Here is a 26,101-nt window from a genome sequence, read left to right as displayed (position 1 = left end):
GGAGGTGACCAAGGTGGCCAATGAATCAACCTTAATAATCATTAAGCCCGATGGGCTAAAAAAATCGCTGACCGGAAATATTTTAAGCCGCTTGTCAGAAACAAAACTTAAAATTATCGGGGCAAAAGTTTTACGTGTAGAAAAAGATTTGGCTGATGCACATTATCAACATTTAAAGAATGAACCTTTTTATCCTGAGCTTACCAAATATATTACTGGAGAGCTCCATGGAGATAATAGAGTTATGGCTTTGGTTTACTGGGGGGAGGGCGCGATCGCTAAAGTAAGGAATATTGCTGGAGCGACTAATCCTGAAGAGGCTGATCCGGTCAGCATCCGGGGAGCTTATGGCCGGATATTGACGGTTGGTTTATTCGAAAATGTAATTCATGCTTCTAGTAGTAGTGATGAGGCTGAACGAGAAATCAAATTATGGTTTAATCCAGACGAAATAGTGGTTGAGCTTTATGCCTCTGAAATGCAAAAAGTCGACAGCACTACAAGGAGAGTTTGGAAATGAAATCAATGACCGCTTACGCATCTGTGTACAAACGTAAAGATTCCCATACAGTTCAAGTAACCCTAAGGGCTTTAAACTTTAAGTATTTGGATATATTGGTCCGCAATTTGCCAGCTGAAGATATTTTGTTGGAGGAAGAGATTAAGCGGCAAGTCAAAAAGAATGTATTTAGAGGGAAGGTCGAAATTTTTGTTTTTTTAACTGGGGCTAAGTCGAAGAAGGTTAGTGTTGATGAAAAAGTAGTCGCAAAATATATTTCGCAAATGAAAGCCCTTGCTAAAAAACACAATATTCGGGCTGATATAAATATAAGCGATATTGTTGGTTTACCGCAGGCAGTATTTTGGGAGCAAAAAGCAGGTGGTGAACGGAGTTTAATTATTTCGGCCATAAAACAAGCCTTGGTTAAACTATTAGAGTTTAAAAAGAAAGAAGGCAAAATAATAAAAAAAGAAATGCTGGATAACCTAAAAAAACTTAAAAGTAATATGGTAAAAATTAAAACACATAAGCCGGGGATTGCTTCGATGGAAAATGGGAAAGAGGACATCGACGAGGAAATATCTTTGAGTCTATTTTATATTGCCAAACTAGAGAATAAAATCAACTCTAAAAGCCAGGCCCCACAAGGCAAAGCTATAGATTTTTTAACTCAAGAAATTCTTCGTGAATTAAATGCGGCTTCAAGCAAAACCAAGAAAAAGACAGCTGCCATTTCAATTGTTGAAGCCAAGAATTACTTAGAAAGGGTACGCGAGCAAGCTCAAAACATAGAGTAATGAAAACTAAAAAATTAAAAAAACAAAACAGCAAAGAGAAAAAGAAAAAAGCACCCAAAAAAAATAATCCGAGGATTTTTGTTATTTCTGGTCCCGGAGGAGCGGGCAAGACTACACTGATTGAGCATTTATTCAAGCAAAAAGATATCCGGGAACTTTTTGTTCGTGGAGTTACCGTGACCACACGTAATAAGCGACCGAAAGAGGAGGAGGGGAAAGATTATTTTTTTATCGAGAAGGATGAATTCTTAAGGTTGGAGAAGGAGAAGTTTTTTCTAGAGAGCCAAAAAGTTTTAGATAATCATTACGGCACCCCGAAGATTTCTTATACTTTAGCTAAAGTTCAAGGTAAAGATTTAATTCTTTGCTTAGATGTTAAGGGTGGATTGTATTTGAAAAAGACACATAAAGCTGGTAAAATAATTACCATTTTTATTGCTGCTCCGACAAAGAAAGAACTCTATCGGCGGATGAAGAAGCGTTCAGAAACCAAAGGGGTTATGCATCAAAGAGTGAAGCTGGCAACACAAGAATTGAAGAGTTCTAAGCAGTATGATTATTTAGTAACTAATAAGAGTATAAAAAGTGCTTCAAAAACACTAGAAGTTATCTTGCTTAAAGATAAGATTAAGTGACAAAGGTATTAATTCGATAGTTTTAAAAACAAAGCTTTAAACAAGAGGAGAATAAAAACAGTGGAAGCAGCAAATGTTCCTTTAAAAGCTCTTTTAGCGGCGACAAAGGGTTCAATTTATAAAGCTACTATTCTAGCGGCCAAAAGAGCTATAGCTTTAGCCGATGGGGAAAAGCCAATGGTTGGCAAGCCAAGTGAAAAGGTGTTAGATATCGCGCTCAAAGAAATATGGGCCGGCAAGATAAAAGCAAAGTAAGTTTGGATAGGTTCTTTCTAAAAGCTGGCGTGGTAGCCAAGTTGGTAAGGCAGTGGTCTGCAAAACCATTATGCGCCGGTTCAAATCCGGCCCACGCCTTTTGCTGATAAAATAAGCAACAATTATTACTAATAAGTATGGGCGGGTGTTGGAATTGGCAGACAGCTCGGACTTAAAATCCGATGTCCCGTGAGGGACGTGAGGGTTCGAGTCCCTCCCCGCCCATACTTTTTGGGCGATTAGCTCAGTTGGCTAGAGTACTTCCTTGACATGGAAGGGGTCACAGGTTCAAGTCCTGTATCGCCCATTTAGATTTAGCCAAGAAGAATTAAAAAAAGGAGGCAGAGAATGAAAGGGTTTACGTATGTTCTTATAGCTCTTGGTCTTGGTTTATTTTTCTACGCAGTTGTTGGGAGATTTACTGGACCAGCCACTTTAGGTTTTTTTAAGCTTGTGCCAACTATGCGGGCTTCAGCCGTGGTTACTGTAGCAAACACGATTTTAGTGATTGCAATTCTCCTGAAAGTTTACGAACGAAAATAGATAGTTGACAATTTTAAATTAAGACGTAGAATCTAGATTCCAGCCTTAATTTTACTTAGTTATTTCTACTCGGGGTCGTCGATTAGCCTGGCTTAAGTCCCCTGCCTGTCACGCAGGTGATCGTGGGTTCGAATCCCATCGACCCCGCCATAGTTGACAACCAGTCGAACTCTGTCCCTCAAAAGGGGGCGGAGTTTGCTGTTTTTGGGGTTCCTTCAGGATTAGATCCCGCACAATCCCGCCGTCAGGCTCGCCGATATACATTTCCAGCTTAACATGATCGTCATAGAGCCTTATTTCTTTGATAAGCACCTTTAAAAGGGCGATTTGGGCGTCTGGCGGGGCTTGCTCGAGGTATTGCATAGCGATCTTAAGGTTTGTGTGCAGGTATTCGTTGGAGTGTACCGACATTTCAGCGGCTTTTTTATTAGCCTCCTTCTTCGAAAGTTTATCCTCAAGCAAAGTTAACTCTAACTCAAGAGCGTCCATTTTTTCTGAATATGTGCGTCCCTTGGGGATAACGCTATTCATAGCCAGATCGATCAGTTTATCTGTTGACTCTTTTACTGAGTCAATTTTCTTTTTTATTTCACGGATGTCTTTATCGTATTTATGCAGATTAGCGGAGGAATCTTTAATGGCGTTTCCTATGGCGTTGATAATGATATCCTGATCCTCTGAGGCTCTGTTTAGGAATTTAATGACAGCTTGATCAAATCCGGTCGATGATATTCTTTTCGCGTTACATCCGAGCTTTTGGCGTGTCTTGCTACATTCGTAATAATAGAATTTATTCCCCATATTTCCTTTAGCGTGTGTGGAGATATAATAGCTTCCGCATGATCCACAGCGAAGAATACCTTTTAGCAGGTGTTTATAATCATGCGTGGTTTTCAGAAATCTATGCCCGGGGATATTAGCGGATATAATTTTATTCGCTTTTCTCCAAAGGGCTTCATTTACGATCGCTTCATGTAATCCTTTGCTTATTTCCCCCGCGTAAGAAATCATTCCTTTATAAAAAGGGTTTTTGATGATTTTCGATATTGTTTGTTTGCACCATACTTTACTTTTGAACGTGGGAACGTTTCTTTTGAGGAGTTCATTTCCGATTTCCGAGAGAGTTTTATTATCAGCGGCCAGTTTAAAGATCATATGGATATAAGGCGCGATAGCTGTATCGATAACTATTCGGCTGGGTCTACGGCCATTCGATAATTGTTCCCCGGTTTTAACCAACCTATAACCAAAAGGCGGTTTGCCGCCGACCCATTTGCCCTGCCTTGCTCTGGCGATAGCCGAAGCACGGACGCGTTCACCTGTAAGTTCACGCTCAAATGCCGACAATAAGCCGATTATGCCGATCATAACCCTGCCTATGGCTGTTGAGCTGTCCAGATTTTCTCTCACTGATAAAAAGTCGATATCCTCAGCCTTAAACGTGTCGATCATGCCGTAAAGGTCACGAGGATTGCGCGTCAGCCTATCAAGCCTGAAGAATATAATACCGTCAAACGACTTCTTGGATTGGATGTCTTTAAGAATAGCTTGAATGCCGGGGCGGTTCAGATCTTTGCCTGAATAGCCGTCATCATTAATGATGCCTTTATCCCCAAAATCAGCCATTTCGTAGCCGAATGCATCAAGCATATTCCGGCAGTGGTGAGCCTGAGCGTCAAGCGTGGTGAAATCACCCTTTGCCTGATCATCAGTTGAACAGCGTGTGTAAATCACGAACTTTTTTCTTTTCTTCTCTGCGCTCATTTTTAAAACCTCCTTAATACAACACCCCTATAACACCCTTCGGGACAAGTCAAGCTAATACCCTCCATATATGTATATTCCGGAAAAATGCCGAAAGTGTCGGAAATTTCTTCAAGAAAATTACCTCCCTACTACGTATATACAGTTTTTTAGGCGAAAGTGTCCCACCCTAATACGTATATACGACGTTTTCCTTGAAAGTGTTGCAGGAAAAATAAAAAAAGTTCCGACACTTTGTAGAAAAATCCGGAATGTACTAATAGGGGGTTAGAAAAATCCGACACTTTTCGAAAAAATCCTGAATACATGAATAGAAGCAAAATAAGCCCGACACTTTTTGGAAAAACCCGGTATGTACGCTGTGGGAAGAAAATATTTCTGACACTTTTGAGAAATGCGGGGAATATACGCTATGGGACAGATATTTTGATTTTTAGTGAGACACTTTGGCAAAAAAAGTTGTATGTACCCGGTGGGGGCAAGAATTTTAATTTAGCATGCAACATTTTGGGAAATTTATACGTATGTATGCTCTGGAGGGCAGATTTTAAAAAAAATGTAAAAAAGCTGAGACACTTTGAGAAATTTTTCCGTATATACGCTTTGAGGATGGCTGATTATGAAAAATTTTAGTTTAGCCTGCAACATTTTAAAGTTTTTTTACGTATATACGCTCTAAGGGGGGACACTTTTTGAAAAAAATCTGTATGTACGTAGTGAGGGGTAAAAACATCTTGCAGTGGGACAAAATGCGAAAAGTCGTCGTATATACCCCATAGGGAAATAAATCCCGACAGTTTTCAGGGGTACGTCGTATATCTGAAAATGGGTGCAACATTTTAAGGAAAAAAGTTGTATGTACCTAGTGCAGGAAAAGCAAAGGAAAGAATTATGGAAGAAAATTATTTTGAAGCGGGGAATATTTATTTAGCCACGTACCTCGTATCAAAGGGGTGCGACATGAAGGGTTTATCGGGAGTTGGCAGGCAGAAACGAATCCTTTTCGATGATGCCGAGAAAACACGCAAGCTGGCGGATAAGTTTTTCAATAACTCCAAAGAGGAGCAGTTATTTCAATGTTACAGGAAGGTTAAAGACTTCATATTTCAGAACGGAGCATAACAATGAAGAAAGAGAGAAGAAAAGAGAAGAAATGGTATGTGGAAAATATACCGCAGGAAATGAAAGACTTGCCTATATGGGTGGGCTTCCGGTTTGTTCCTCAAAAAGGTAAAAAGCCACGGAAAGAACCTATCAATGCGCTTACCGGCGGACATGCCCAATCAAATAATCCAAAGACATGGTGTGCGTTGGATGTGGTTTTATCCAAAGCTGAAATCTTGAAATTTGATGCTATCGGTTTTGCCCTTAGATCGCCACATGCGGGAATAGATTTTGATAACTGTATTAAAGACGGAATTATTACGCCTTTCGTCCAAAAAATAATATCCGAGCTTAACAGTTACACAGAATATTCAGTCAGCGGAACAGGACTTCACACTATCTGCAAAGGCACGCTTCCCAGAGACCGCAAGTTCAGCTCGTTTAATGTGGAGATGTATTCAGGGAATAGATTTCTTATTACGACCGGAGACATTGTTAAGGGCTGTAATGACAAGATTGTCGAATGTTCCGACAAGCTCAAAGCCTTGTATGAACATCTTGAAAATCTGGACGCGGAGAATAAGAAAGTAAAATCTCTCCTTAACAGGATCAGGAAAAGCAAAGACGCAGATAGTTTCTTTAAATTATATGAAGGCAGATGGCAGGATGATTATCCTTCCCAATCAGAAGCGGATCTTGCTTTATGCAATAAACTCGCCTTTTGGACTGGCAAAGATTCTGTGGGGATGGATTCTTTGTTCCGTCACTCTGGTCTTATGCGATCAAAGTGGGATGAGAAGCATTTTAGCGATGGCAAGACATACGGAGAATCGGCAATTGATAAAGCGATTCAGGATACTAAGGACGAATTTACTGCTTCAAACACTCCTAAGCAAAAGAAGCTTACTCAAGGCGAGATAATAACCCGGGACTGTGAAGAAATGATCACGGAATATTTTTCCGATCAGCAGGGCAATCCTTATGTTGTCCTTCCTTATGATAAACACTTTGAAGTATGCCAGACGAGCAGTTCACGTTTCAGGAACTGTTTTGCAATGCGGTACCGCAGGGATTTCGGTCATCCTCCGGGCAATGAGGCGTTAAAACAGGCACGTATTCAGGTTGAGGCACAATGCGAAGGCGGTCGGCAGATTGAGCTGTATAACCGTGTAGGCTGGTATAACGGAGCGATTTATTACGACCTTACGACTAAAGACTGGCGTGGAGTTGTGATTACAAAAGACGGCTGGGAAATTGTTTTTCTCCCGCCGATATTTAAGCGTTACCCTCACCAGTCTGAGCAGGTCATGCCTGTTAAAGGATTTGATCCGATAAAACTTTTAGACTTCTGTAATATTAATAAAGATGACGCCTGCCTTTTTATGACGGTTATAGCTACGTTTTTCATTCCTGATATTCCCCATGTTATACCTGTCCAACTCGGCGAGCAAGGCACTGGTAAGTCAAATAATTCCCGATTAATAAAAAGTTTATGTGATCCGTCAAAAGTAATGTCAATTTCGGCTCCCAAAGACTTAGAACAGGCTCAGATGATCGCTGATAAGCATTGGGTGAATAACTTCGACAATCTCTCTCGTGTATCTGAATGGTTCAGTGATTTTTTATGTCGTGCGGTAACCGGTGAAGGCGACATGAAACGGTCACTCTACACTAATGACGAAGAATTTATAAGGACGTACCGCAGATGTTTTGTTTTAAACGGCATAGGCAGTTCCATCTGCCGACCCGACCTTTTAGATAGATCAATAATATTCGATATTCCTATTCTCAAAGAAACAAGACCTGAAAAACAAATCGCTGATGAGTGGAGGGCTTCTTTGCCGGGCATTCTCGGCGGATTCTTTACCGCCCTTTCAAAAGCTATGGCTATTGTTGACGGAGTATCAGGGCATGAACGTTTCAGGATGTCGGATTTCGCTAAATGGGGTTCAGGCTTGTCGGGATATTTAGGCTTTTCACAGGATGAGTTTTTACAGAAGTATCAGGAGTCGGTTGATCATAAATGGGAAGATACTGCCGAAGAAAGCACGCTTGCACAGAGGCTTACTTATCTTGTGGAATTTAACGGTGGTGAATGGGCAGGTTCTGCGACTACGCTTCTTTCAAGTGTTCAGCCTGAGACAGGATTTGATAAAACAATTCCCGCTAATGCTAGGGCTTTAGCTTCTGAACTTATGCGTATCGCACCTGTTATGAGGAGTGTGGGGATTGATATTTTACGTAGTAATAAACGTGAAGCCGGTACCGGCAGGAAGCTGTTTATTTTACGGAAAACTAAGGGCAATTCGCTCTTTGAAAATGGTGTGAGCGTCGGTGTGAACGTCGGTGAGCGTTGTGACCGTGAGGACCCGAGACCGTACTGAAAAGTGTGAACGTTGTGAACGTCCAGAGTCTACGGTCACACCTACGCTCAGTGGTTAACTTCTTAATCTACAAGGATTTGTGTGGTTTGTGAACATTGTGAACGTAAAAACCCCTCTGTTCTAAAAAAAGAAAAATATAAGGGAAAGGGTCAGGAAAGTCACAAAAAAGGGGTGTAAAAGAGGCGTAAAGAGGGATTTAGAAAGTAGTGGAATCGACGTTCACAACGCTCACGATCATCAGAAAAGGGGGTGAAAATGATGTAATTATGGATTGAAAATTAAGGATATTTTTAGTGTGGATAAACAAAAAAACAGGAGGAATAAAAAATGAAACAAGCTCATTTATTAAACACAATAAGCGGGATGAACAGCCGGTATGTTCCGGGGTCAACTGAAGAAAAACAACTCGTTCATTTAATTGACGCTAATCTTTATATGATGAGGCACAACTGTTCACTCACAGAAGCCTTGCAGGCGACTGCTAAGAAGAACGATAGCATGGCGAGTGAAGGCGATGTCCGTCTTGACCACTTAAAGAAAGCGTATGAGTACCGTGAGAAATTTGAATGCACGTTAACTGACGCTTTAAGTAAGACCGCACCGGAAAAAGAAGCAGATTCAGGCAGTGTGGTAATCGCAGAACAGCTTGATCATGTTTGGCGTGCTCGAAAGTATCAGAACGAAACGGATTGTCCGTTTGAAGAAGCATTATCAATAACCGCACCTAAAAAAAGGAGATAAGACAATGAAGCTTAATTTTTTAAATGTGTTAAAAGACAAAAGCACGCCAGATGAGATCGCCGAGCAGATCGTAGCTCTTGAGGAGAAGCAGAAGCAATGTGAAAAAGAAAAACAAGACGCTAAAGAAAAAGCAAAAGAAATCAGAAGCAGGATTATGTGCGGTGAAAAAGCTAATCCAAATGCTGTAAAAGAAGCGGATTCAGCTTTGGAGGAATGCAATATCAATCTCGACGTGGTGTCCGAAAGCCTTGAGAAGCTAAAAGAAAAACTTGAGGATGCTTTCACCACTTTGAAAGATGATGAATCTCAGAAAGTTATAGAGATCAGAAAACGCCTTAATCGTGACCGTGATAAGGCAAAACTTGATCTCTGGAAAGCAAAAGGAAAACTTTTTGGATTGGCTTTTGCTTTACATGGACACCCTGCGGTGACAAAGCGTGATCTGGAATCATATCCGGCATTTAGCCCGAGCTTAGGCACTGAGGCGTATGATGTATTTCATGCTGAAAAAGACAGGGTTATCGCTGGGTTAAACCGTCCTACTGTGGCTGATGTTGAGGAAGAAATCAGAAGTAAAAGCAACTGGGTTTCAAACTTTGATCTTGAGAAAGAAATTCGCCAGATCATGAAAAGATATCGACCTCAACCTGTGGAAAAAAAGGAAGCGGTTATTGATTAAAACAAATAATGCGGGGAAACTGTATGCGATGCTTAACTGTTCCATCGCAGAGGTTTTATCAGTTAAATGCGACTGATAAGGGGCGTTGTTTTGGTAAACCTCCTTGACGCCCTTCTCCGCACGCATTTTAAAAGGACGTGATCTATGGGATGGTACAGATATAAGCGTAAAAAGAAGAAATGGAAGCCGGGCTTCTGGACCTATGTGACGATAAAATCACCTGATGGGTATGAGGTGAAGCTTAAGCTGAATATAACTCCGGAAGCCATAAAAAGATGGGTCCTTACCATGGGGGTTTGCCGAGGGTCGGGCGAGGGGCAGTCTGTCAGTGACCTTAAAATAAAAAATCGATGTCATGTCCTATTGTCTGGTGATGGCAAAAAGCCTAATATTGCGTAAATGCTTGTATTTATGTGTGTTATGGATATTTAGAGCTAATTTTTAAGGCGAAAATAGCCTGAAAAACACGACATTATACGACATGAAAAATGTCGTGTTGTCGTGTTTTGGCTGTTACAACGGATGTGAGGATAATTGATCCGGAGCCCATTTTCATCACAAATCTTATAAGGAAGTGATAATAAGAAAATGCCATATTATCATTTACTGGCTTAAATGATAATAAGGAGTTATTTTGGGTCATTTCAGCTTCAAGATACGCCGAAATTGATTAGATTTCCGCAAAAGTCGATTATTTTGAGTCTTTAGCCGTGGGAAATGATATATCAGAGGTGCGGGATTATAAATCCGGGGCATAATCCGGCATTATCGTAATTGCAGTGTTTATGAGCATTTTGCTTGACCATTGGGTTTAATAGTACTAAAATAGGGACTAATGCTGTTTTGAATATGGTAATACATAGTCAATAACTCCACGAGGTGTAAAATTATGGAAAACATAAAAGAGTATCTCACTGTACCTGAAGTAGCCGAAAAACTCGGACTTACCGATGAATGGATTCGAGACTTAATACGCAAAAAAGAAATTAAAGCCGTGAAGATCGGTCAGTGGAAGATCAAGCCGGAAGATTTAGAAGAATTTATTAAGAGCAGGAGGAATTGCTAAGATGCCACGAAAAAAAGCCATTCAAAAAAGCTCTCGAAGTATCGCCAAAAAGAGAGTTAATAATAAAACAAATGCGTACGAACGAATCTGCGCAATTATTGAGAACGCAAGAAACAATATCGCCCGCGCTGTTAATACGGAGATGGTTTTAGCCTATTGGCATATCGGAAAAGAAATTGTCGAAGAAGAACAGAAAGGCAAGAAGCGCGCAGGATATGGAAAGAAAACAATAGAAGATTTGTCCCATCGACTTTCAGATGAATTTGGCAAGGGCTTTGATTTTACGAATTTGACGAATATGCGAAAGTTTTATTTAGCATATCCAATTCTTGACGCAGTGCGTCAAGAATTGAGCTGGACGCATTATCGAATATTGATGCGAGTCGACAAGCCTGATGCAAGATCCTTTTATGAGGCGGAGTGCGTCGCTAATAATTGGTCAGCTCGCGAACTTGAACGACAAAAAGGAACACTTCTTTATGAGCGGCTTGCTTTAAGCAAAGACAAAAAAGGTCTTATGAGGCTGGCTCGCAAAGGACAAGAGCTGGCAACATATGAAGATATGATAAAAGATCCTTATGTTTTAGAATTTACCGGATTATCTCCTCACTCAAAATTATACGAGAGCAAGCTGGAACAGGCGCTTATTGATAACCTTTCCAGGTTTTTGCTTGAGCTTGGAAAAGGATTTACATTTGTAGGCAGACAGAAACGCATTACATTGGATGGCGATCATTTTTATGTTGATCTGGTTTTTTACAATACTATCTTGAAATGCTTTGTCCTTATCGATTTAAAAATTGGGAAACTAGTTCATCAGGATATCGGACAAATGCAGATGTATGTAAACTATTACGACCGATCCATGAAACAGAAAGATGACAATCCAACAGTTGGACTTATTTTGTGCGAAGATAAAAAAGACGCTGTTGTCAGGTACACGTTGCCTAAAGATAACAAACAGATATTTGCCTCGAGGTATAAGTTATATTTGCCAACGGAAGACGAGCTTGTCAAAGAGTTAAAACGTGAGCGTTTTTTGGTGGAATCGCAAATCAGTAAAAAACCTTCAAAAAAAAGAAGCAAGAAAAGGATAGTTTAAAATGAGAGTGTAATTGCGGTAGAAAATGCGGAAGAAATGCGGAAGAAGTGCGGAATAAACGCGGAGAAAGTTTTAAACGCCATTGAGGCAGATTCTTTTATAAAAACGTATGAAATTGCGGATCAGATACAGCTATCACAGCGAACAGTGGAAAATGCCATTGCCAAGCTAAAGGAAGAAGGTTTTTTGAAGCGTATTGGCTCGAGAAAAAGCGGACATTGGGATGTACTGGAATAGGTATGATTTGGCGTGCGTGAGGGATTAAATGAGGGATTAAACGAGGGATTAAATTGGGTATAAAATTGGGAAAAACAAAGACTAGAAAACCATCAGGAATAAGCGCTTGGCCGGTGGATGACCGACCGAGAGAGAAGCTTTTAAAAAAAGGAGAAGAATCTTTAAGCGATGCCGAATTATTAGCAATTATTCTTCGTATTGGGATACGAGGACAGAGCGCTTTGGATTTAGCTCGTTCTGTAATTAAAAAGTTTGGTTCTTTCCGGGAATTAAGTCAGGCTGGGGATTTGGATTGGAAAGAGTTTAAAGGTCTTGGTGTCGCTAAGATAGCTCAAATACGAGCATCGATAGAAATTGGCAAAAGATTCCATGAAGGGAAAATCATTCCCAAAAAAATTAGGATTGAAAATGCCAAAGATGTGTTTACCTTATTATCGCCTCGCATGCGTGATTTAAAGAAAGAAGAATTTAAGGTTCTTTATCTTGACACCAAGAGTCGATTGATAAATATCGTTGAGCTTGGAAAAGGAACAGTCGATGAAGTTAATCCTATTGTTAGGGAAATATTTCATAAGGCTCTAGAGTGTTGCTCTAGTTCATTTATTTGCGCTCACAATCATCCTTCTGGGAATTGTGATCCAAGTATTGACGATCGAAATTTAACAAAGGATATTCTAAATGTGAGCAAGTCTATAAAAATTGACTTTTTGGATCATGTAATAATTGGTGATAATTCTTTCTTCAGCTTTGCTGATGAAGGGTTTATGGAAAATTGATAGGACTAAAAATGAAAAAAAAGACACAAACGTTGAAAGTACTTTCATTGTTCTCTGGTTGCGGTGGTATGGATTTAGGTTTTGAAGGTGATTTCATCGTTCTTAAAAAATCCATTAATCCAATAATTCATCCAGATTGGTTAAAAAATCCTATAAATAAGCATTGGGTTCGATTGCCAAAAACAGTGTTTAAAACAGTTTTTGCCAATGATATTTTACAATCGGCTAAAGCTGGTTGGGTTCCTTATTTTGATAAAGAAGGAAAAAATGGATCGCTTTTTCATTCTGAAAGTATTGTTGATTTAGTTAGGAAGCATTCTTCAGGAGCGGCGAGAGTCTTTCCGAGAGTTGATTTGGTTACTGGTGGTTTCCCGTGTCAAGATTTTAGCGTGGCGGGAAAACGCAAAGGTTTTAATTCTCACAAGGCACATCATGGAGGATTGTTAAACGGCAAGGAACCATCAGAAGAAAATCGGGGGAAGCTTTACATGTGGATGAGAGCTGTTATTGAAATTGTCCGGCCAAAAGTATTTCTTGCCGAAAATGTCAAGGGGCTAGTATCTTTATCCGACGCTAAGAAGATTATCGAAAATGATTTTGGATCTATTGGAGATAATGGTTATTTGGTTGTTAACGCTAAAGTATTAAGAGCGCAGGATTATGGTGCCCCCCAGACTAGAGAGAGGGTAGTTTTTATCGGTTTTAGAAGGGATGCTCTGACTAGAAAAGCTATTGAACAATTAACCTTATTGAGTGATGATTCGTGCTTTAACCCATATCCCCCAAGAACGCATGGTGAAATTAGTGAAGATTCACACTTATTGCCCTTTGTAAAAGTTAAAGACGCTTTTGTTGGACTGAAAGAACCGGAATTCTCGAATGACCCCTCTCAAAAAGCTTATTCAAGAGCTAAGTGGTATGGAAAACATTGCCAAGGACAAAGTGAAGTTAATGTGATGGGATTAGGGCCAACGATTCGAGCTGAACATCATGGGAATATAGAATTTAGACGTTTGTCGAAAGAGCATGGCGGAAAAAATCTTAAAGAAATTGATATGGGGCTAAAAGAGCGACGGTTGACAGTTCGAGAATGCGCCAGAATTCAAACCTTTCCCGATGATTTCGCTTTTACGAGAAGCGCTTCGGTTTTAGGATCGGAGTTTGCTTTGAGCCCATCAGATGGTTACAGAGTGATTGGCAACGCTGTGCCACCATTATTAGCTTTTAATGTGGCGTGGCGTCTACAGGAGCTATGGCCAAAGATTTTCAAGAAAGGATTAAAATGATTATATCTAAAAGGACAGAAGCGAGTGAGAATTCTTTTGAGACTTTATTGAACGGTGGGATTAAAACCATTCAAGATGAAGCGTCAAAAGCTCCAAAGCGCTATTGCGGATTATCTTCATCAGATTTTGAAAAAGAAGTCTACGGTTCTATGTTGATTTCATCGAAAAAAACTGAATTTGAAGGAACGATACAACTTATATCAGGGCATAAATTTCCAGATATAGTGGCGAAACGATATTACGGAGTGGAAGTAAAAATTACCAAACAAGATCATTGGCGTAGTACTGGCAATAGTGTCCTTGAAACAACAAGAGTTGAAGGCGTTGAAAGAATATATCTATTTTTTGGAAGACTGGTCGCTCCACCAAAGTTTAAGTTTCGAAGATATGAAGAATGTCTTTACGACATCGCTGTAACCCATTCCCCGAGATATTTGATAGATATGGAGCTTGATTCTGGGAAAACCATATTTGATAAGATGGGAACGGAATATAACATTTTGCGGAAACAAGATAATCCGATTAAGGAAGTTGTTCGTTATTTTCGCAAAATTTCTAAAAAAGGAGAAGAACCTTGGTGGATGGATCCCGGGGATGAAGTTGACGCCATGCTAAGTCCCACAGTTACTTTGTGGGGCAATCTTCATGAAGATAAACAGAATCGCTTTAGAAATGAAGCTATGGCAAGATTCCCTGAGATATTTGGTAGGAGTCAAACAAAATATCAAAATTTCGCGACTTGGTTAGCGGCTCGTCATGGTGTGGTGGATTCTTCGCTTAGAGATAGATTTACCGCTGGAGGACAACAGACAATTGTTATTAATGACGTGGCGTACCATAAGATTCCAAAGATATTTTATTACCTCCAAAGAAACGCTAAAGAAATTATTGAAATTGTTTCAAAACTCACGGTTGACGAGGTCAGGCACTATTGGGAATTAAAGGAATATATAAGAACAAAAGAACTGGTTGATAAATGGGTGAGTTTAGTCGTTCAGCATTCAAGTGTTATTTTACCTAAAACTGAGAAATTTATAGTACATCTTTTAGGGGACGCTTTTGGTGAACGGAAATCACCGCCATTACTAAAAGAAGCAATGAAGAAATATGGATTGTCTTATTAGGCTATGACAAAGAGAAGAATCAAAAACTATTTAGGTCGCAATTTTAAGAAAAAACGAGAATCAGACAAAATCACAAAAGAACACCGTTCTGTTGTAATGTCAAAAATACGGTCTCGAGACACAAAATTTGAGGAAGATTTCATTCGCGCATTAAAAAAACGAACAAGGAAAACATTTGAGAGAAATGTGCAACTTATAAAAGGGAAGCCAGATATCGTTTTTAAAAGAGCTAAACTGTGTGTTTTCTTAGATAGCGATTTTTGGCATGGTTGGCAGTATTCTCGCTGGAAGCATTTATTAAAGAATGATTTTTGGAAAACAAAAATAGAAAAGAATCGATTGCGAGACAAAAAAACCACTCTATTTTTAAAAAGAAAAGGGTGGATTGTGGTCCGTTTATGGGAGCATCTAATAAAGCGTGATATAAACATTCAAGTCGATAAAGTTATCCACGCATTAGAAAAGGTAATAAAGAACGGAAAAAAGGAGAAGAATGAGTAAAAGTAAAATCATAACATTTTGCACAATGTTTTTTCTGATGAAGCCTATTGTCCAAGTGGGGAAAATTTAACGGAGCAATAATGAATTTCCCGGTTTTAAACACAAAAAATGTCACAATAGATGAGTTTGTTAAATTCTGGAGCAGTTTTTATAACTATCCTATGGAAGATTATTACGTCCCTATTATCGGAAAGAAAAAATTCAGCATCGATGATATTGATAAATTATTTATTTGGAAAAATGGGAGTAAACTATCCCAGAAAAAAGAAGTAGTGCTATCGAATATTAAAGCCAAGCTGAATGTCATCAATAACCTTAAGGACTTTTTTTCCCTCGATTCTTTCTTAAAAGATTTCAGTTTTGTAAACGGAGCTATCTGGAAAATATATCTTTTACACATAATCACGCCGAATGATTTCCCGATATTTGATCAGCATGTTTATAGGGCTTTTATCTTTTTGAGTCAAAACCGACGCAATGAAATTCCAAATAGCAACAAGCAAAAAGAACAAATATATTTTGCGGAGTATGCCCCATTTTTTAATGAGCTATGCAAAAAAGGGGTTGCATGGAAGCGGCTTGATGAAGCCCTGTGGGCTTATGGCAAATTTTTAAAGACCGAATATGGGAGAAAAGCGTGAGAGATCCTCATCAGAACATATTTTTTTATTACCGGGGGCCTTCTAAGCGAGATAAAGAATCCTTGTATGATTTCCAAGTTGAGGATAACACTACCAAAGGGCTGGTCAATATATTCGAATTTTGCTGTCAGGCAGGTTTTGTCGACCTTTTGTCTGGATTCTTAAAAGCAATCGAGGCACCAAATCGCCCGGTGGTTTCTTTTAAACTGCAGAAAGGATTAAGCGGTAGCAGACCTGATGCTTTGATCGATTTGGCAGATTACAATATCCATATTGAATCGAAAGTTCGGGCAAGATTGGATCTTGATCAAATTAGACGGCATTTGAGCGATATAGGTGCTAAAGATGTCCTTGTTGTTATAACGAACAATTTAGATGACAAAAGCAGTTTAAATAGCATTAGCGATAACCGTGTTAGATACCTTAGCTGGTCGAAGGTTCATAAAATATGCCGTCGCACAGTTGAGAAAATAAAAGGAAATAAATCGCTATCTGCGGTTGCACAATTAATTGAGCAGTTTATTGATTACATGGAGGTAGTCGTAATGACCGAATTTAATGGATTCAAAGACTCGGATTTTGATTTTTGGATTGACCCCAATCCGTATTACGTCCCTATTCTCAGGAAAAAACTTAAAGCTCTGGCAAATATCATAAAAGAAAAACTGCCGAAAGAAATCGGTTCTGAATATTCATTTATTAAGCCCGGGAACATATCGAGAAGTGGCAAGGATGAGAGGTTTGCTTGGGTCGCAATTAAAAGACCAAAGGATGGCAAGGACGTTTTTAACCAATGTAATTTTACTATTGAGGTTTCAAAGAGTTGTTTGGATATCAACACTGTTGTCCGCAACGGTCGGACATCTCAGAGTAAGACCCCTATCGGCATATTTTTTAATCGGATATCTACAAATACAAATAAATTCCTTCAGGTTATAAGCGGTGCCAGAAAGGAATCGAGGCTGGTAGTTTCAAAACGTTTGCCGAGAACAGGGAAACGCATAATGCCCGGCAATGAAAAATGGGTTAAATTCTTTGAAATGAAGTTGAGTGATATTAATACGCAAAAAGACGTTCAATATATTTGTGATGTTTTGAAAAAAGCGGATAAAGAGCCGGGGGCTCCCGGTATACACTTTAGGTATTCTATTGACAGAGGAACTAAGGTGCTTACAGAATCAGTAGAGTTAGAGGGCGAAATCATCAGTACAATAAAGAAATTCAAGCCCGTACTTGATTTCTTAAAGGAAAAAGAGGTCTAGGAATGCGGGCATTGCTTATATTTGTTTTTTGTCTGTTGTTCACTGGCGCAGAGGGGCATTGTGATTCATTCACCAAAGATTGGCACTGGACATACAGGGGCGACATTGCAGGTCAAACTGGTGGATTAACTCTTGTATATGATCAGGAGAATGTAATTGGTGAGTTATATTTTGATTCGGATTATATGAGCATTCCGCTTTCCGGAACTCTTGATGGCAGAAAAATTACTTTAAAAAATGAGGATGGCATAGTGATCAATGCGTCTTTTCAAGATCAAGATGACGCTTATGGAGATTCCAAGCTGAATCGTGAAGTTATTGCGGGAGACATAAGTTCTGCGGAAGCAACTGGGCATATAAGGCTTAAAATGGATTATGGCAGTGCAGGCGATTTGAATTCCATGTATGCTATTGGCGGAATGGACGATGATGAAATGGTGGATAATTTTGCCCAAGATTTCAAAAGATCAGTCCTAAATCGAGACAAAGAAAAAGTCTCCAACATGGTTTATTACCCATTAAACACAGATCTCGGCGAAATTAAAAATAGAGATGAATTTTTGGTAAAATTTGATGAGATTTTTTATCCCGAATTTTTGGATGCTTTTAAGGAAGCAAACCCTAAAAATATGTTCTCTAAATATACCGGTGCGATGATGACTTCAGATGACAATGTGTTTTGGATATGGTTTGGCGGTGACAACAACAAAGCTTCTGTTATTTCCATATTTTCTGATAAAGAAAAAATAGAGGGGGCAAAAAGATGAAACAATATTCCAAAATTATTGTTTGTTGCCTAGTAGCTTCGTTTCTCATAGGCTGTGCAACGGGTAGTGTTATCCTTACTGGAACTGCCCGGCCATCTACGGATCCACAATCAGTAAAGCTTTATTTAGAGGAACCAAAGAAATATGATGTGCTTGGGGTTGTTGAAGCATCAAGTGATTCGGGATGGACGGATCAAGACTCACAAGATTATGCAGTTGCGGAGCTTAAAAAACAAGCGGCAAAAATCGGCGCAAACGGTGTGTTATTAACAAATACGGGAACTCAGACATCTACTATGGCCGGTGGTTATGGGAGTGGTGCAATATGGGTTGCGCCTGTAAATGCCAAGGTTGTTAAAGGAACGGCGATTTTTGTAAATGAGGAAGAATAGAGATTACAAAACGGTAGTGTTTAAATGACTCAGGAGGATATATGAAGAATTTTGGAATAATGATTCTGTGTATTTCTTTGGCAGTATCAGCCTTTTTGTTTGCACTGAATGGTAGATATCAAGTCACAACTTATCAAGGAAGTGGTCAGTTGGGTGGAATGATGTGGATGAAATGTGACACCATAACCGGCAGAGTCTGGGATTTAAACATAAACAAAGGTAAACAATGGGTAGAGATAATAGATTATGGTCAAGGTTATGTTCTTGAAAATGAGGAACAAAAGTAAAAGTTTAAGAGATTTTCTCTAGGAGTAATGAATGGGCGATTTTATTGCTTGGTGGGATCAAGCCCCTGTAGCATGGATTGTTTTGGGAATTATTGGCGGTATCGTTGCCATCGGTTTTTATTTCTTGCCGACTGTTGTTGCTAGAAAGAGGAAGCATAATAATGCTTTAGCCATATTTATCTTAAACCTGTTTATGGTTTTTACTGGGGGAATTGCGTGGATTGTCGCTTTAGTATGGGCTTGCACTAATAACACCGAAAAAAAAAGGAATAAAATATGAGATTTGCTCTGGTTGGCGGAGATAAGACGGAAGCTCAGCCGGGGTTACGAGGTTCGTGTGTGCATTGCCAAAGCGATATGATCGCTTATTGTGGGGCAGAAAAAGTTTGGCATTGGAAGCATAAGCGAAAATCGTTGTGTGATCCATGGTGGGAGAATGAAGCGGAGTGGCACAGAGAATGGAAGAAACATTTTCCGAAAGAATGGCAGGAGCTTGGGCACTTTGATTCTATGAATGAAGAAAAACATATTGCAGATGTAAAAACGATCAGTGGGCTTGTAATAGAATTTCAGCATTCGGCAATCGACTCTGATGAGATAAAGAGTCGTGAAAATTTTTATAAAAATATGGTGTGGCTTGTTAACGGTACACGATTGTCGATGGACTACCGACGTTTTTGTAAAGGGTCTAATGATTTCCATGCCGGGTCAGGGCATAAAGACTTTGGATCTTCAATTTGGAAAGGCATATATTTTACCTATTTCCCAGAAGAATGTTTTCCTAAAAGGTGGCTTGAAAGCTCAGTACCAGTTTATTTTGATTTTCAAGGTATTCCCCCTGTCGATCAGGCAGATGAAAGGCGATCTTTTCTTTGGTGTCTTTTTCCGGGAGATATGGGCGGATGGGCTGTAGTTGCCAGCCTTAGTCGAAAAGACTTTGTAGAATGTGCCTTAAATAATTCACGTTTGCTTTTAGCTCAAGATATTCTATCTCACATGGATGAGCAACGAGAAAAAGAGAAACAACAAGCTGAAGAACAAAAGTGGAGGGAAAATCAGCGAGCTGAGGCTTTTCGTCAGCTTATGATAAACCCAAAACGTGGTAGGTATAGGCGGGTTATCGGTAAAAGGTAGATTTTCACTCGCCAAGATTAGCGCTTGTATAGGGATCGAGAATTTTAGTTTTGAGTGACCATTTTCATGGTTTTTTGCCGGTGTTGTGATAAAACACCTTTTCGATAAGGTGCTGAATTATTAATGGGTTGGCCGAGGGACATCAAAGTGCCCATAGAACGCTTTTTATAAAGTTTCACAAGTAGTTGTATTGATTGGGCTTGTGTAGTTTGAGTAGTGTCACATTCGGCCCGTCTTCATTATCTATCAAATCCCCGAAAACATGCTCACAGAGACTAAAGCAATTTATATTTTAATTTCGATATTAGAAGGGTGAAGATTAATAAAGTTTGCTTTAGTTTCGGGAAGAAGTATAATATTAGCGATAGCAAAATAAATTTTATTTTATGAACAATCAAAAATCGATAATTTATTTTTTTATCTTAATTGACACAAATCCAGCCTAGGCCATATAGATCTAAACCGGGCATAGACACTATTTGACCAACATGTTATAATTAAAACGTAGTTGACATTAAAAATAGAGGAGTTTTTATTTAGGGGCTATTGCCTATCACGCAGGTGATCGTGGGGTCGAATCCCATTGACCTCGCTATACTTCGTTTCGATGGAATTTCTTAAAAAATATTTTTTGCTTTTTGTAGTTTTTGTCACTGGCGCCTCGGTACTTGTTATCGAAGTGGTTGCGGTTCGTATTTTGTCTCCTTATTACGGCAATACGATTTTTACCGTATCGAGCGTAATAAGTGTTATCCTTGCCGCGCTAAGTTTTGGATACTATGCCGGCGGCAAGCTGGCTGATCGTTATCCATCTTCGAGTTGGTTCTTTAGCATCATTCTTCTGAGCGGACTTACGCTACTTTTGTTTCATTTTGTCGGCGTTATTCTTTTGCCGATTTTGAGCTTGGCCTTTTCAATTTCCGCCGGACCTTTAGTGTCCTCAATATTTTTATTTCTGCTACCAGCATTATTGCTCGGCACATTGTCTCCCTATACAATTAAATTACAAAGCGTTCACTCTCCAAACCAAGGCGTTGGAACGATCGCCGGAAAAGTTTTCTTTTGTTCAACTTTAGGAAGTATATTCGGAAGCTTGTTGGCAGGATTTGTGCTCATACCTAATTTTGGAATAAATCAAATTGTTATTGCTAATGGAGTAGTTTTGTTTCTTCTCGGGCTAGTCCCTCTTTTTGTGCTCGGTTTGAAAAAGAAATATTTGTATGGTGTTCTATTTGTGTTTATGCTTTTTTTCATCATGGCGCTGTTTATTGAATACCAAGAAAATGAAGGTGTTGTTTACAGTAAAGATGGCGTTTATGAAAGAATTACTATCTATGATAGTGTTTTTGATGGGCGACTAACAAGGTTTTTTCAGCAAGACCGCAGCATCTCAGGGGCTATGTTTCTCGATTCCGATGATCCGATCGATCTGGTAGGGGGCTATGCAAAATACTATGCTCTTTATAAGATTTTTACGCCCGACGTAAAAAATGCTCTTGTTATCGGTGGTGGTGCGTATTCTCTCCCCAGAGCATTGCTCGCGGAGTTGCCAGAGGCGACAGTAGATGTTTCTGAGATAGAACCTTCTTTGTTTAACCTTTCAAGAAAGTATTTTCGGGTAACCAACACACCGCGGCTGAGAAACTATATAGAGGATGGACGTCGCCTGTTGCGAGACTCAAATAAAAAATACGATTTAATTTTTAGCGATGTATACTACTCGTTTTTTTCTGTTCCGGCACACTTTACTACCAAAGAATTTTTTACAATCGCGAAAGAGAAACTTAGTGACGAGGGTCTTTTTATCGCAAGCCTGATTGGGAGTTTGTCTCGTCAACAACCATCGCTTATTATGTCCGAGATAAAGACATTCCAATCGGTTTTTCCGAATAGTTATTTTTTTGCGGTTGATTCGCCGGGGATAATCGAATCACAGAATATCGTTTTAGTTGGCCACAATAGCGATAAAAGGATAGATCTAGGCGCAGCTTCGGTAGTTGAACATCCTAATGAAATTATTCGATCCCTACAAAATAAGATTATCGATATGAACCGATTTGAGTTTTCGGTTTATCCTGTATTGACCGACAATTTTTCGCCAGTTGAATATTTGACCGGACAAATTTTGCGCAATAGCTTTAATCAGAAGTCATCCCTTAAGGGTGAAGAAATGCTAGCTCTCGTTGCTCAGCAACTTCGCTATGGCCCACGTTACCTAAGCGCAGGTGGACACGAAAAAGCCCAAAATTTTATATTGGCCGAAATGAAAGAACTTGCGCCGGAGGTAAAAATTCAGACCTGGGAGCAGGCTGGACAAGACGGGAAAGTTCATAGATTGACAAATATCATTGGTCGATTGTTTCCCGCCCAAGAGCGGCGGATTATACTTGGAGCGCATTACGACAGCAAAAAATTTGCCGACAAGGACAAAAGGAACCCCGACCACCCAGTGCCGGGGGCAAATGACTCTGCTTCGGGAGTGGCAGTTCTTGTGGAATTAGCTCGTTTATTCGCCAACGCACAGGCGGAGCCAAGCATAGGGATTGATGTTGTTTTCTTTGATGGAGAAGAAGGTGAAGAAAATCAAGGTGGAGATTATACTTATTGGAAGCCGCTCGGCTCCACTTACTTTGCTGAGCATTTGAGCGAAATATACAGCAATACCAAGCCAATCGGTGGGATTGTATTGGATATGGTGTGCGATAAAGATTTAAGAATCTTGAAAGAAGGATTATCGGTTAAAAATTCTCCTAACCAAGTAGAATCTTTTTGGAGTATCGCACAGGAAATCAACGGTAATGTTTTTCAAAAAAGAGTTGGGCAAGATATTAGAGACGATCACATTCCGCTTAATCAAGCCGGAATTCCAAGCTTTTTGCTGATTGATTTTGAATACCCGTATTCCCATACAACAGGTGATACAGTTGATAAATGCAGCGCACAAAGCATGGAAACGGTTGCTCGTGCGATAGGCGATTATCTTTATACGATTGAGTAATATAACGATTTGAGGTACGACAGGGTGCCTTGAGTAAGTTTATAAACTATACACAGAAAGATAAACGAAGGCTACAATGCGCAATGAGTTTAAGGGGTTTTTAAATCAATGGGCGGCAATGCCGTTGACCCCGTTTATAAAAGAAATTAAAGGGATTTCGCGGGGATAAACTCCAGCCTCAGAGGGGACCGACACAAACCTATGGCAATGCCTAATTTTTTGATTATTGGTACTGGGAGGGTTGGTACGACCTCGCTTTATAACTATCTGGGGCAGCATCCCGAAATTTATATGAGTCCGGTTAAGGAGCCAAATTTTTTTGGCTTTGAAGGCGAAAAGAAAAAAAACGGGAGAATAGCTAATTTAGAAAATTACAAAGAGTTATTCAAAAATGTTTCAAGAGAAAGGGCTATTGGCGAAGCATCAATTATTTATTTGTCTAAGCCAAAAGCCGCTGAGCAAATAAAGCGCTATATCCCAAAAGTAAAACTCATTGTTATCTTTCGTGACCCGGCTGATAAACTATATTCGAATTTTATGCATCGGTGTCGAGAAGGCAAAGAGAAGCCCGACAGCTTTAGTGATTTCCTTGGACAAATAGATACGGGGTCGCCTGGATACCGCAGACAGCATCTAGAAAACAACTCTTATTATCGGCACCTTAAGCATTATTTTAAACTTTTTGACCGTTCGCAGATAAAAATTTTTCTTTACGAAGATTTACAAACTAACCCTTTTGACTTATTAAGAGATATTTTTAGGTTTTTGAATGTAGATGAGAATTTTTTACCAGATATCTCTATTAGACATAACCCTTCTGGCCTGCCAAAAAATATCGTCATGCGTGGGTGGCTAGTGCTTGGGCGCAAGGCTACAGCGGTGGTTAAACGCCTTAGAAGTTTTTTGCCAAAAATAGTTTTGCGTTTTTTTTCGGCTCTTCGTGATCGATTTTGGAAAGCCTGCCTGGTTAAACCATCTCTATCACCCGAGGCACGAAGGCGGATAGTTAATTTGTATAGACAAGATATTTTAGAACTAGAAAAACTTATCCAAAGAGATCTTTCAAATTGGCTCAAGTAAGGCAGAGTTAAGGTGTATTTTCGGTCTATTTTAATTGGCGTAACAGTTTTAATCCTTGCTGTGGTTGGTTGCCATTATGACCAGCCGAGCAAAGTTTGTTTTAAACAGCACTGCTTTGTTGTGGAGATTGCTGCAACTCAGGAACAGCGCGAGCAAGGATTAATGTTTCGCAAGAGGCTTGATCGGGATAGAGGGATGCTGTTTATTTTTACCGAAGAACAAATCCATAATTTTTGGATGAAAAACACTGAGATACCTTTAGACATAGTTTGGTTGAATAAAAATAAGGAAGCAGTTTTTATTAAAGAAAACGCTAAGCCATGCACTTTAGATAATTGTTCGGTATTGAGTCCGGATAAGAAAGCTCTTTATGTTTTGGAAGTAAGCGCTGGTATAGTTGAAGATGTGGGGCTAAGAGCTGGCGATAAATTAATATTTGATTTGAATCTTTAAATATCGGAAAAAAACAACAATCAATAAGAGTAGAGGTTATGAAGAGAGAAACCAAGAAACAAAAAAAAATAGTTATTATAGGAGCGGGCCCAGTAGGTTGTTATTTGGCACAGCTTCTTAAGGGATCGGGGCTAAACCCTTTACTTATAGAAGATCATAAGGAAATAGGCCGACCAGTGCATTGCGCCGGGCTGGTCGGTGGAAAGGTTTTTAGCGAAGCCAAGGTGTCGATTGCTCGGGGCTGCGTTTCAAATACGATAAATGGAGCAGTTATTCGTTTGGGGAAAGACAAGTTTGTGCTTAAAAAGAAGAAAGTCGCTTATGTGGTTGACCGAGAAACTTTCGATAAAAACTTAAGCAAAGGTCTTAATATACTTTTTGAAACTAAATTCCTTGGTCTGGAAAAAGAAAACGGCAGCTATATTATCGAAACCGACAAGGGAGAGATTTTGGCAGATATTGTTGTTGGTGCTGACGGAGCTAACTCTGCAACCAAAGGGTTTGTTACTAATAATTATAAGGGGAGCACCTTGAAGGGGGTCCAGTTTCGCATGGCACATAAATCCCAGAGAAAGGATTTAGTAGAAGTATATATAGAGCGGCCTTATTTTTATTGGGTAATTCCAGAGTCAGAGCGGGTGGCCCGAGTCGGGGTTATCTCTAAAAACCCTTATCAAGATTTATTGACTTTCATTAAAAGGCAAAAAATGAACGGGGAGGTTATTGAAAAATTTGCTGGAGCTGTGCCATTAACTCAGCATAAGGATATATCTCGGGAGAAAGTATTTTTGGTCGGTGATAGCGCTTCTCAAACTAAGCCACTAACTTATGGCGGAATTTATATGGGTATGCGTGGTGCTGAAACATTAGCCGAGTGTATTATTGAGAAGAGGTATTCTAGCTATCCTTCGCTTTGGATGCAGAGATTTGGCCGAGAATTAAAAATACCCTTGAGAGCTCGAAAGATATTTCAAAAGCTAAGCGATCAAGATGTTAAGCGAATATTTTCCTTCGCTAAAAAAAATATTACCACCATTGAGCGCGAAGGCGATTTTGAGCGCCACGCAACCCTAGTTTGGGAGCTGTTACGAAATCCTAAAAGTTCAGGAGAGTTGACCGCGATTCTTTTCAAGATACTTAAGGCGAGTCTAGGCAATAGCCAATAACCCCCCGAAATTTAATTTCTAGTAGTTTTAGCCAAATAGCTATGCTCCTTGGGTATTTTTTTAGTTCTTTTAGCAATTATTAGCAATAGCTAGCAAATGATGATTATTATTAATCTTTAATAAAAAAAGTCATCATTCGTTGACTTCTTTGCAAAAATGTGCTATTTGTATAATGTTGGAGGAAAATGAAACCTAAAAACCCAAAACAAAAGCAGTTCGAGTATTCGGGAATTATGAACCCTAAAGAGGCGGCTAAATATTTAGGGTTACATCCAATCACGGTTTATCGTCTTACAAAGAAAGGTCAGCTACCGGGTTTCAAGCTTGGTGGGCAATGGCGCTTTAAAAAAGATTTACTTGATTCCTGGATAGCAAACAAAATAAATAAAACTAGCGAGCAGGAAGGTAAAATCACACGCATTTAG

Annotated in this window: 29 protein-coding genes, 4 tRNA genes and 1 pseudogene; 32 read left to right on the top strand and 2 right to left on the bottom strand. The window is 39.5% G+C overall.

Translation table 11 applies throughout. The annotated features are described in order from the left end of the window. The first annotated feature begins 13 nt into the window (after positions 1–13). The 9 genes from K9L86_04885 (at position 14) to K9L86_04845 (ending at position 2,882) form a co-directional block, all read left to right on the top strand. Complete coding sequence (locus tag K9L86_04885) at positions 14–520, top strand: nucleoside-diphosphate kinase (protein MCF7908185.1); 507 nt, start codon at positions 14–16, stop codon at positions 518–520. After that, positions 517–1,299 (top strand): DUF1732 domain-containing protein, encoded by a 783-nt coding sequence (locus K9L86_04880; protein ID MCF7908184.1) that lies wholly within the window; start codon positions 517–519, stop codon positions 1,297–1,299. Before K9L86_04885 ends, K9L86_04880 begins: the two co-directional genes overlap by 4 nt. Further along, on the top strand, positions 1,299–1,934 hold the full coding sequence (gene gmk, locus K9L86_04875; protein MCF7908183.1) for a guanylate kinase: 636 nt from the start codon (positions 1,299–1,301) through the stop codon (positions 1,932–1,934). Before K9L86_04880 ends, gmk begins: the two co-directional genes overlap by 1 nt. 114 nt (positions 1,935–2,048) lie before the next feature. After that, positions 2,049–2,189, top strand: coding sequence for a DNA-directed RNA polymerase subunit omega (gene rpoZ, locus K9L86_04870; protein MCF7908182.1), 141 nt, complete (start codon positions 2,049–2,051; stop codon positions 2,187–2,189). A 26-nt stretch (positions 2,190–2,215) separates the two neighbouring features. Then, a tRNA-Cys gene (locus K9L86_04865) sits at positions 2,216–2,288 on the top strand. Between the two features lie 40 nt (positions 2,289–2,328). Continuing rightward, positions 2,329–2,414, top strand: a tRNA-Leu gene (locus tag K9L86_04860). An 8-nt stretch (positions 2,415–2,422) separates the two neighbouring features. After that, a tRNA-Val gene (locus K9L86_04855) sits at positions 2,423–2,496 on the top strand. A 41-nt stretch (positions 2,497–2,537) separates the two neighbouring features. Beyond that, a complete protein-coding gene (locus K9L86_04850) occupies positions 2,538–2,732 on the top strand; it encodes a hypothetical protein (protein MCF7908181.1) in 195 nt (64 codons plus the stop codon). A 71-nt stretch (positions 2,733–2,803) separates the two neighbouring features. Next, positions 2,804–2,882, top strand: a tRNA-Asp gene (locus tag K9L86_04845). Here K9L86_04845 and K9L86_04840 read toward each other — a convergent pair. Next, positions 2,841–3,743: a zinc ribbon domain-containing protein gene (locus K9L86_04840; protein MCF7908180.1), complete on the bottom strand. Its 903-nt coding sequence runs from the start codon at positions 3,741–3,743 to the stop codon at positions 2,841–2,843. The genes K9L86_04845 and K9L86_04840 overlap by 42 nt on opposite strands. 258 nt (positions 3,744–4,001) lie before the next feature. Further along, a pseudogene (locus tag K9L86_04835) lies at positions 4,002–4,496 on the bottom strand (recombinase family protein). Between the two features lie 960 nt (positions 4,497–5,456). Between K9L86_04835 and K9L86_04830 the strand changes: the two are divergent. The 23 genes from K9L86_04830 (at position 5,457) to K9L86_04720 (ending at position 26,101) form a co-directional block, all read left to right on the top strand. Beyond that, positions 5,457–5,618, top strand: a complete 162-nt coding sequence (locus K9L86_04830) for a hypothetical protein (GenBank protein MCF7908179.1) — start codon at positions 5,457–5,459, stop codon at positions 5,616–5,618. 2 nt (positions 5,619–5,620) lie between these two features. Beyond that, complete coding sequence (locus tag K9L86_04825) at positions 5,621–7,984, top strand: hypothetical protein (GenBank protein ID MCF7908178.1); 2,364 nt, start codon at positions 5,621–5,623, stop codon at positions 7,982–7,984. Positions 7,985–8,311: 327 nt separating this feature from the next. Next, a complete protein-coding gene (locus K9L86_04820) occupies positions 8,312–8,725 on the top strand; it encodes a hypothetical protein (GenBank protein MCF7908177.1) in 414 nt (137 codons plus the stop codon). Positions 8,726–8,729: 4 nt separating this feature from the next. Further along, positions 8,730–9,404 (top strand): hypothetical protein, encoded by a 675-nt coding sequence (locus tag K9L86_04815; protein MCF7908176.1) that lies wholly within the window; start codon positions 8,730–8,732, stop codon positions 9,402–9,404. A gap of 889 nt (positions 9,405–10,293) precedes the next feature. Continuing rightward, positions 10,294–10,470, top strand: coding sequence for a helix-turn-helix domain-containing protein (locus K9L86_04810; protein ID MCF7908175.1), 177 nt, complete (start codon positions 10,294–10,296; stop codon positions 10,468–10,470). 1 nt (position 10,471) lies between these two features. Continuing rightward, on the top strand, positions 10,472–11,572 hold the full coding sequence (locus K9L86_04805; protein MCF7908174.1) for a PDDEXK nuclease domain-containing protein: 1,101 nt from the start codon (positions 10,472–10,474) through the stop codon (positions 11,570–11,572). A gap of 36 nt (positions 11,573–11,608) precedes the next feature. Continuing rightward, a complete protein-coding gene (locus tag K9L86_04800; protein ID MCF7908173.1) occupies positions 11,609–11,809 on the top strand; it encodes an HTH domain-containing protein in 201 nt (66 codons plus the stop codon). 53 nt (positions 11,810–11,862) lie between these two features. Beyond that, positions 11,863–12,585 carry a DNA repair protein RadC gene (gene radC / locus K9L86_04795; GenBank protein ID MCF7908172.1) on the top strand — a complete coding sequence of 241 codons (723 nt, stop codon included), beginning with the start codon at positions 11,863–11,865 and terminating at the stop codon, positions 12,583–12,585. A gap of 11 nt (positions 12,586–12,596) precedes the next feature. Next, entirely contained in the window at positions 12,597–13,871 is a 1,275-nt protein-coding gene (locus K9L86_04790; protein MCF7908171.1) for a DNA cytosine methyltransferase, read from the top strand. Further along, the gene (locus K9L86_04785) at positions 13,820–14,995 is read left to right on the top strand and encodes a hypothetical protein (GenBank protein MCF7908170.1); all 1,176 of its coding nucleotides are present in this window, start codon (positions 13,820–13,822) and stop codon (positions 14,993–14,995) included. Before K9L86_04790 ends, K9L86_04785 begins: the two co-directional genes overlap by 52 nt. A gap of 3 nt (positions 14,996–14,998) precedes the next feature. Continuing rightward, positions 14,999–15,496 carry a very short patch repair endonuclease gene (locus K9L86_04780; GenBank protein ID MCF7908169.1) on the top strand — a complete coding sequence of 166 codons (498 nt, stop codon included), beginning with the start codon at positions 14,999–15,001 and terminating at the stop codon, positions 15,494–15,496. 80 nt (positions 15,497–15,576) lie between these two features. Next, on the top strand, positions 15,577–16,137 hold the full coding sequence (locus tag K9L86_04775; GenBank protein ID MCF7908168.1) for a hypothetical protein: 561 nt from the start codon (positions 15,577–15,579) through the stop codon (positions 16,135–16,137). Beyond that, positions 16,134–17,399: a hypothetical protein gene (locus tag K9L86_04770; protein ID MCF7908167.1), complete on the top strand. Its 1,266-nt coding sequence runs from the start codon at positions 16,134–16,136 to the stop codon at positions 17,397–17,399. The genes K9L86_04775 and K9L86_04770 overlap by 4 nt, the downstream gene beginning before the upstream one ends. 2 nt (positions 17,400–17,401) lie before the next feature. Next, on the top strand, positions 17,402–18,166 hold the full coding sequence (locus tag K9L86_04765) for a hypothetical protein (GenBank protein MCF7908166.1): 765 nt from the start codon (positions 17,402–17,404) through the stop codon (positions 18,164–18,166). Then, a complete protein-coding gene (locus tag K9L86_04760) occupies positions 18,163–18,558 on the top strand; it encodes a hypothetical protein (GenBank protein ID MCF7908165.1) in 396 nt (131 codons plus the stop codon). The genes K9L86_04765 and K9L86_04760 overlap by 4 nt, the downstream gene beginning before the upstream one ends. A gap of 59 nt (positions 18,559–18,617) precedes the next feature. Then, positions 18,618–18,845, top strand: a complete 228-nt coding sequence (locus tag K9L86_04755; protein ID MCF7908164.1) for a hypothetical protein — start codon at positions 18,618–18,620, stop codon at positions 18,843–18,845. A 31-nt stretch (positions 18,846–18,876) separates the two neighbouring features. Continuing rightward, complete coding sequence (locus K9L86_04750) at positions 18,877–19,125, top strand: superinfection immunity protein (protein ID MCF7908163.1); 249 nt, start codon at positions 18,877–18,879, stop codon at positions 19,123–19,125. Continuing rightward, entirely contained in the window at positions 19,122–19,979 is an 858-nt protein-coding gene (locus tag K9L86_04745; protein ID MCF7908162.1) for a competence protein, read from the top strand. Before K9L86_04750 ends, K9L86_04745 begins: the two co-directional genes overlap by 4 nt. Before the next feature lie 607 nt (positions 19,980–20,586). After that, positions 20,587–22,977 carry a fused MFS/spermidine synthase gene (locus K9L86_04740; GenBank protein ID MCF7908161.1) on the top strand — a complete coding sequence of 797 codons (2,391 nt, stop codon included), beginning with the start codon at positions 20,587–20,589 and terminating at the stop codon, positions 22,975–22,977. A gap of 201 nt (positions 22,978–23,178) precedes the next feature. Then, entirely contained in the window at positions 23,179–24,057 is an 879-nt protein-coding gene (locus K9L86_04735) for a sulfotransferase (GenBank protein ID MCF7908160.1), read from the top strand. Between the two features lie 12 nt (positions 24,058–24,069). Then, positions 24,070–24,510: a DUF192 domain-containing protein gene (locus K9L86_04730; protein MCF7908159.1), complete on the top strand. Its 441-nt coding sequence runs from the start codon at positions 24,070–24,072 to the stop codon at positions 24,508–24,510. A gap of 38 nt (positions 24,511–24,548) precedes the next feature. After that, positions 24,549–25,676, top strand: coding sequence for an NAD(P)/FAD-dependent oxidoreductase (locus K9L86_04725; protein MCF7908158.1), 1,128 nt, complete (start codon positions 24,549–24,551; stop codon positions 25,674–25,676). A gap of 185 nt (positions 25,677–25,861) precedes the next feature. After that, entirely contained in the window at positions 25,862–26,101 is a 240-nt protein-coding gene (locus K9L86_04720) for a helix-turn-helix domain-containing protein (GenBank protein ID MCF7908157.1), read from the top strand.

The organism is Candidatus Omnitrophota bacterium (genome assembly GCA_021735655.1).
Classification (GTDB): Bacteria; Omnitrophota; Gorgyraeia; order Duberdicusellales; family 4484-171; genus JAHKAJ01.
Note: the sequence above shows the minus strand (reverse complement) of the source record. Positions and strands in the feature narration are given on the sequence as shown.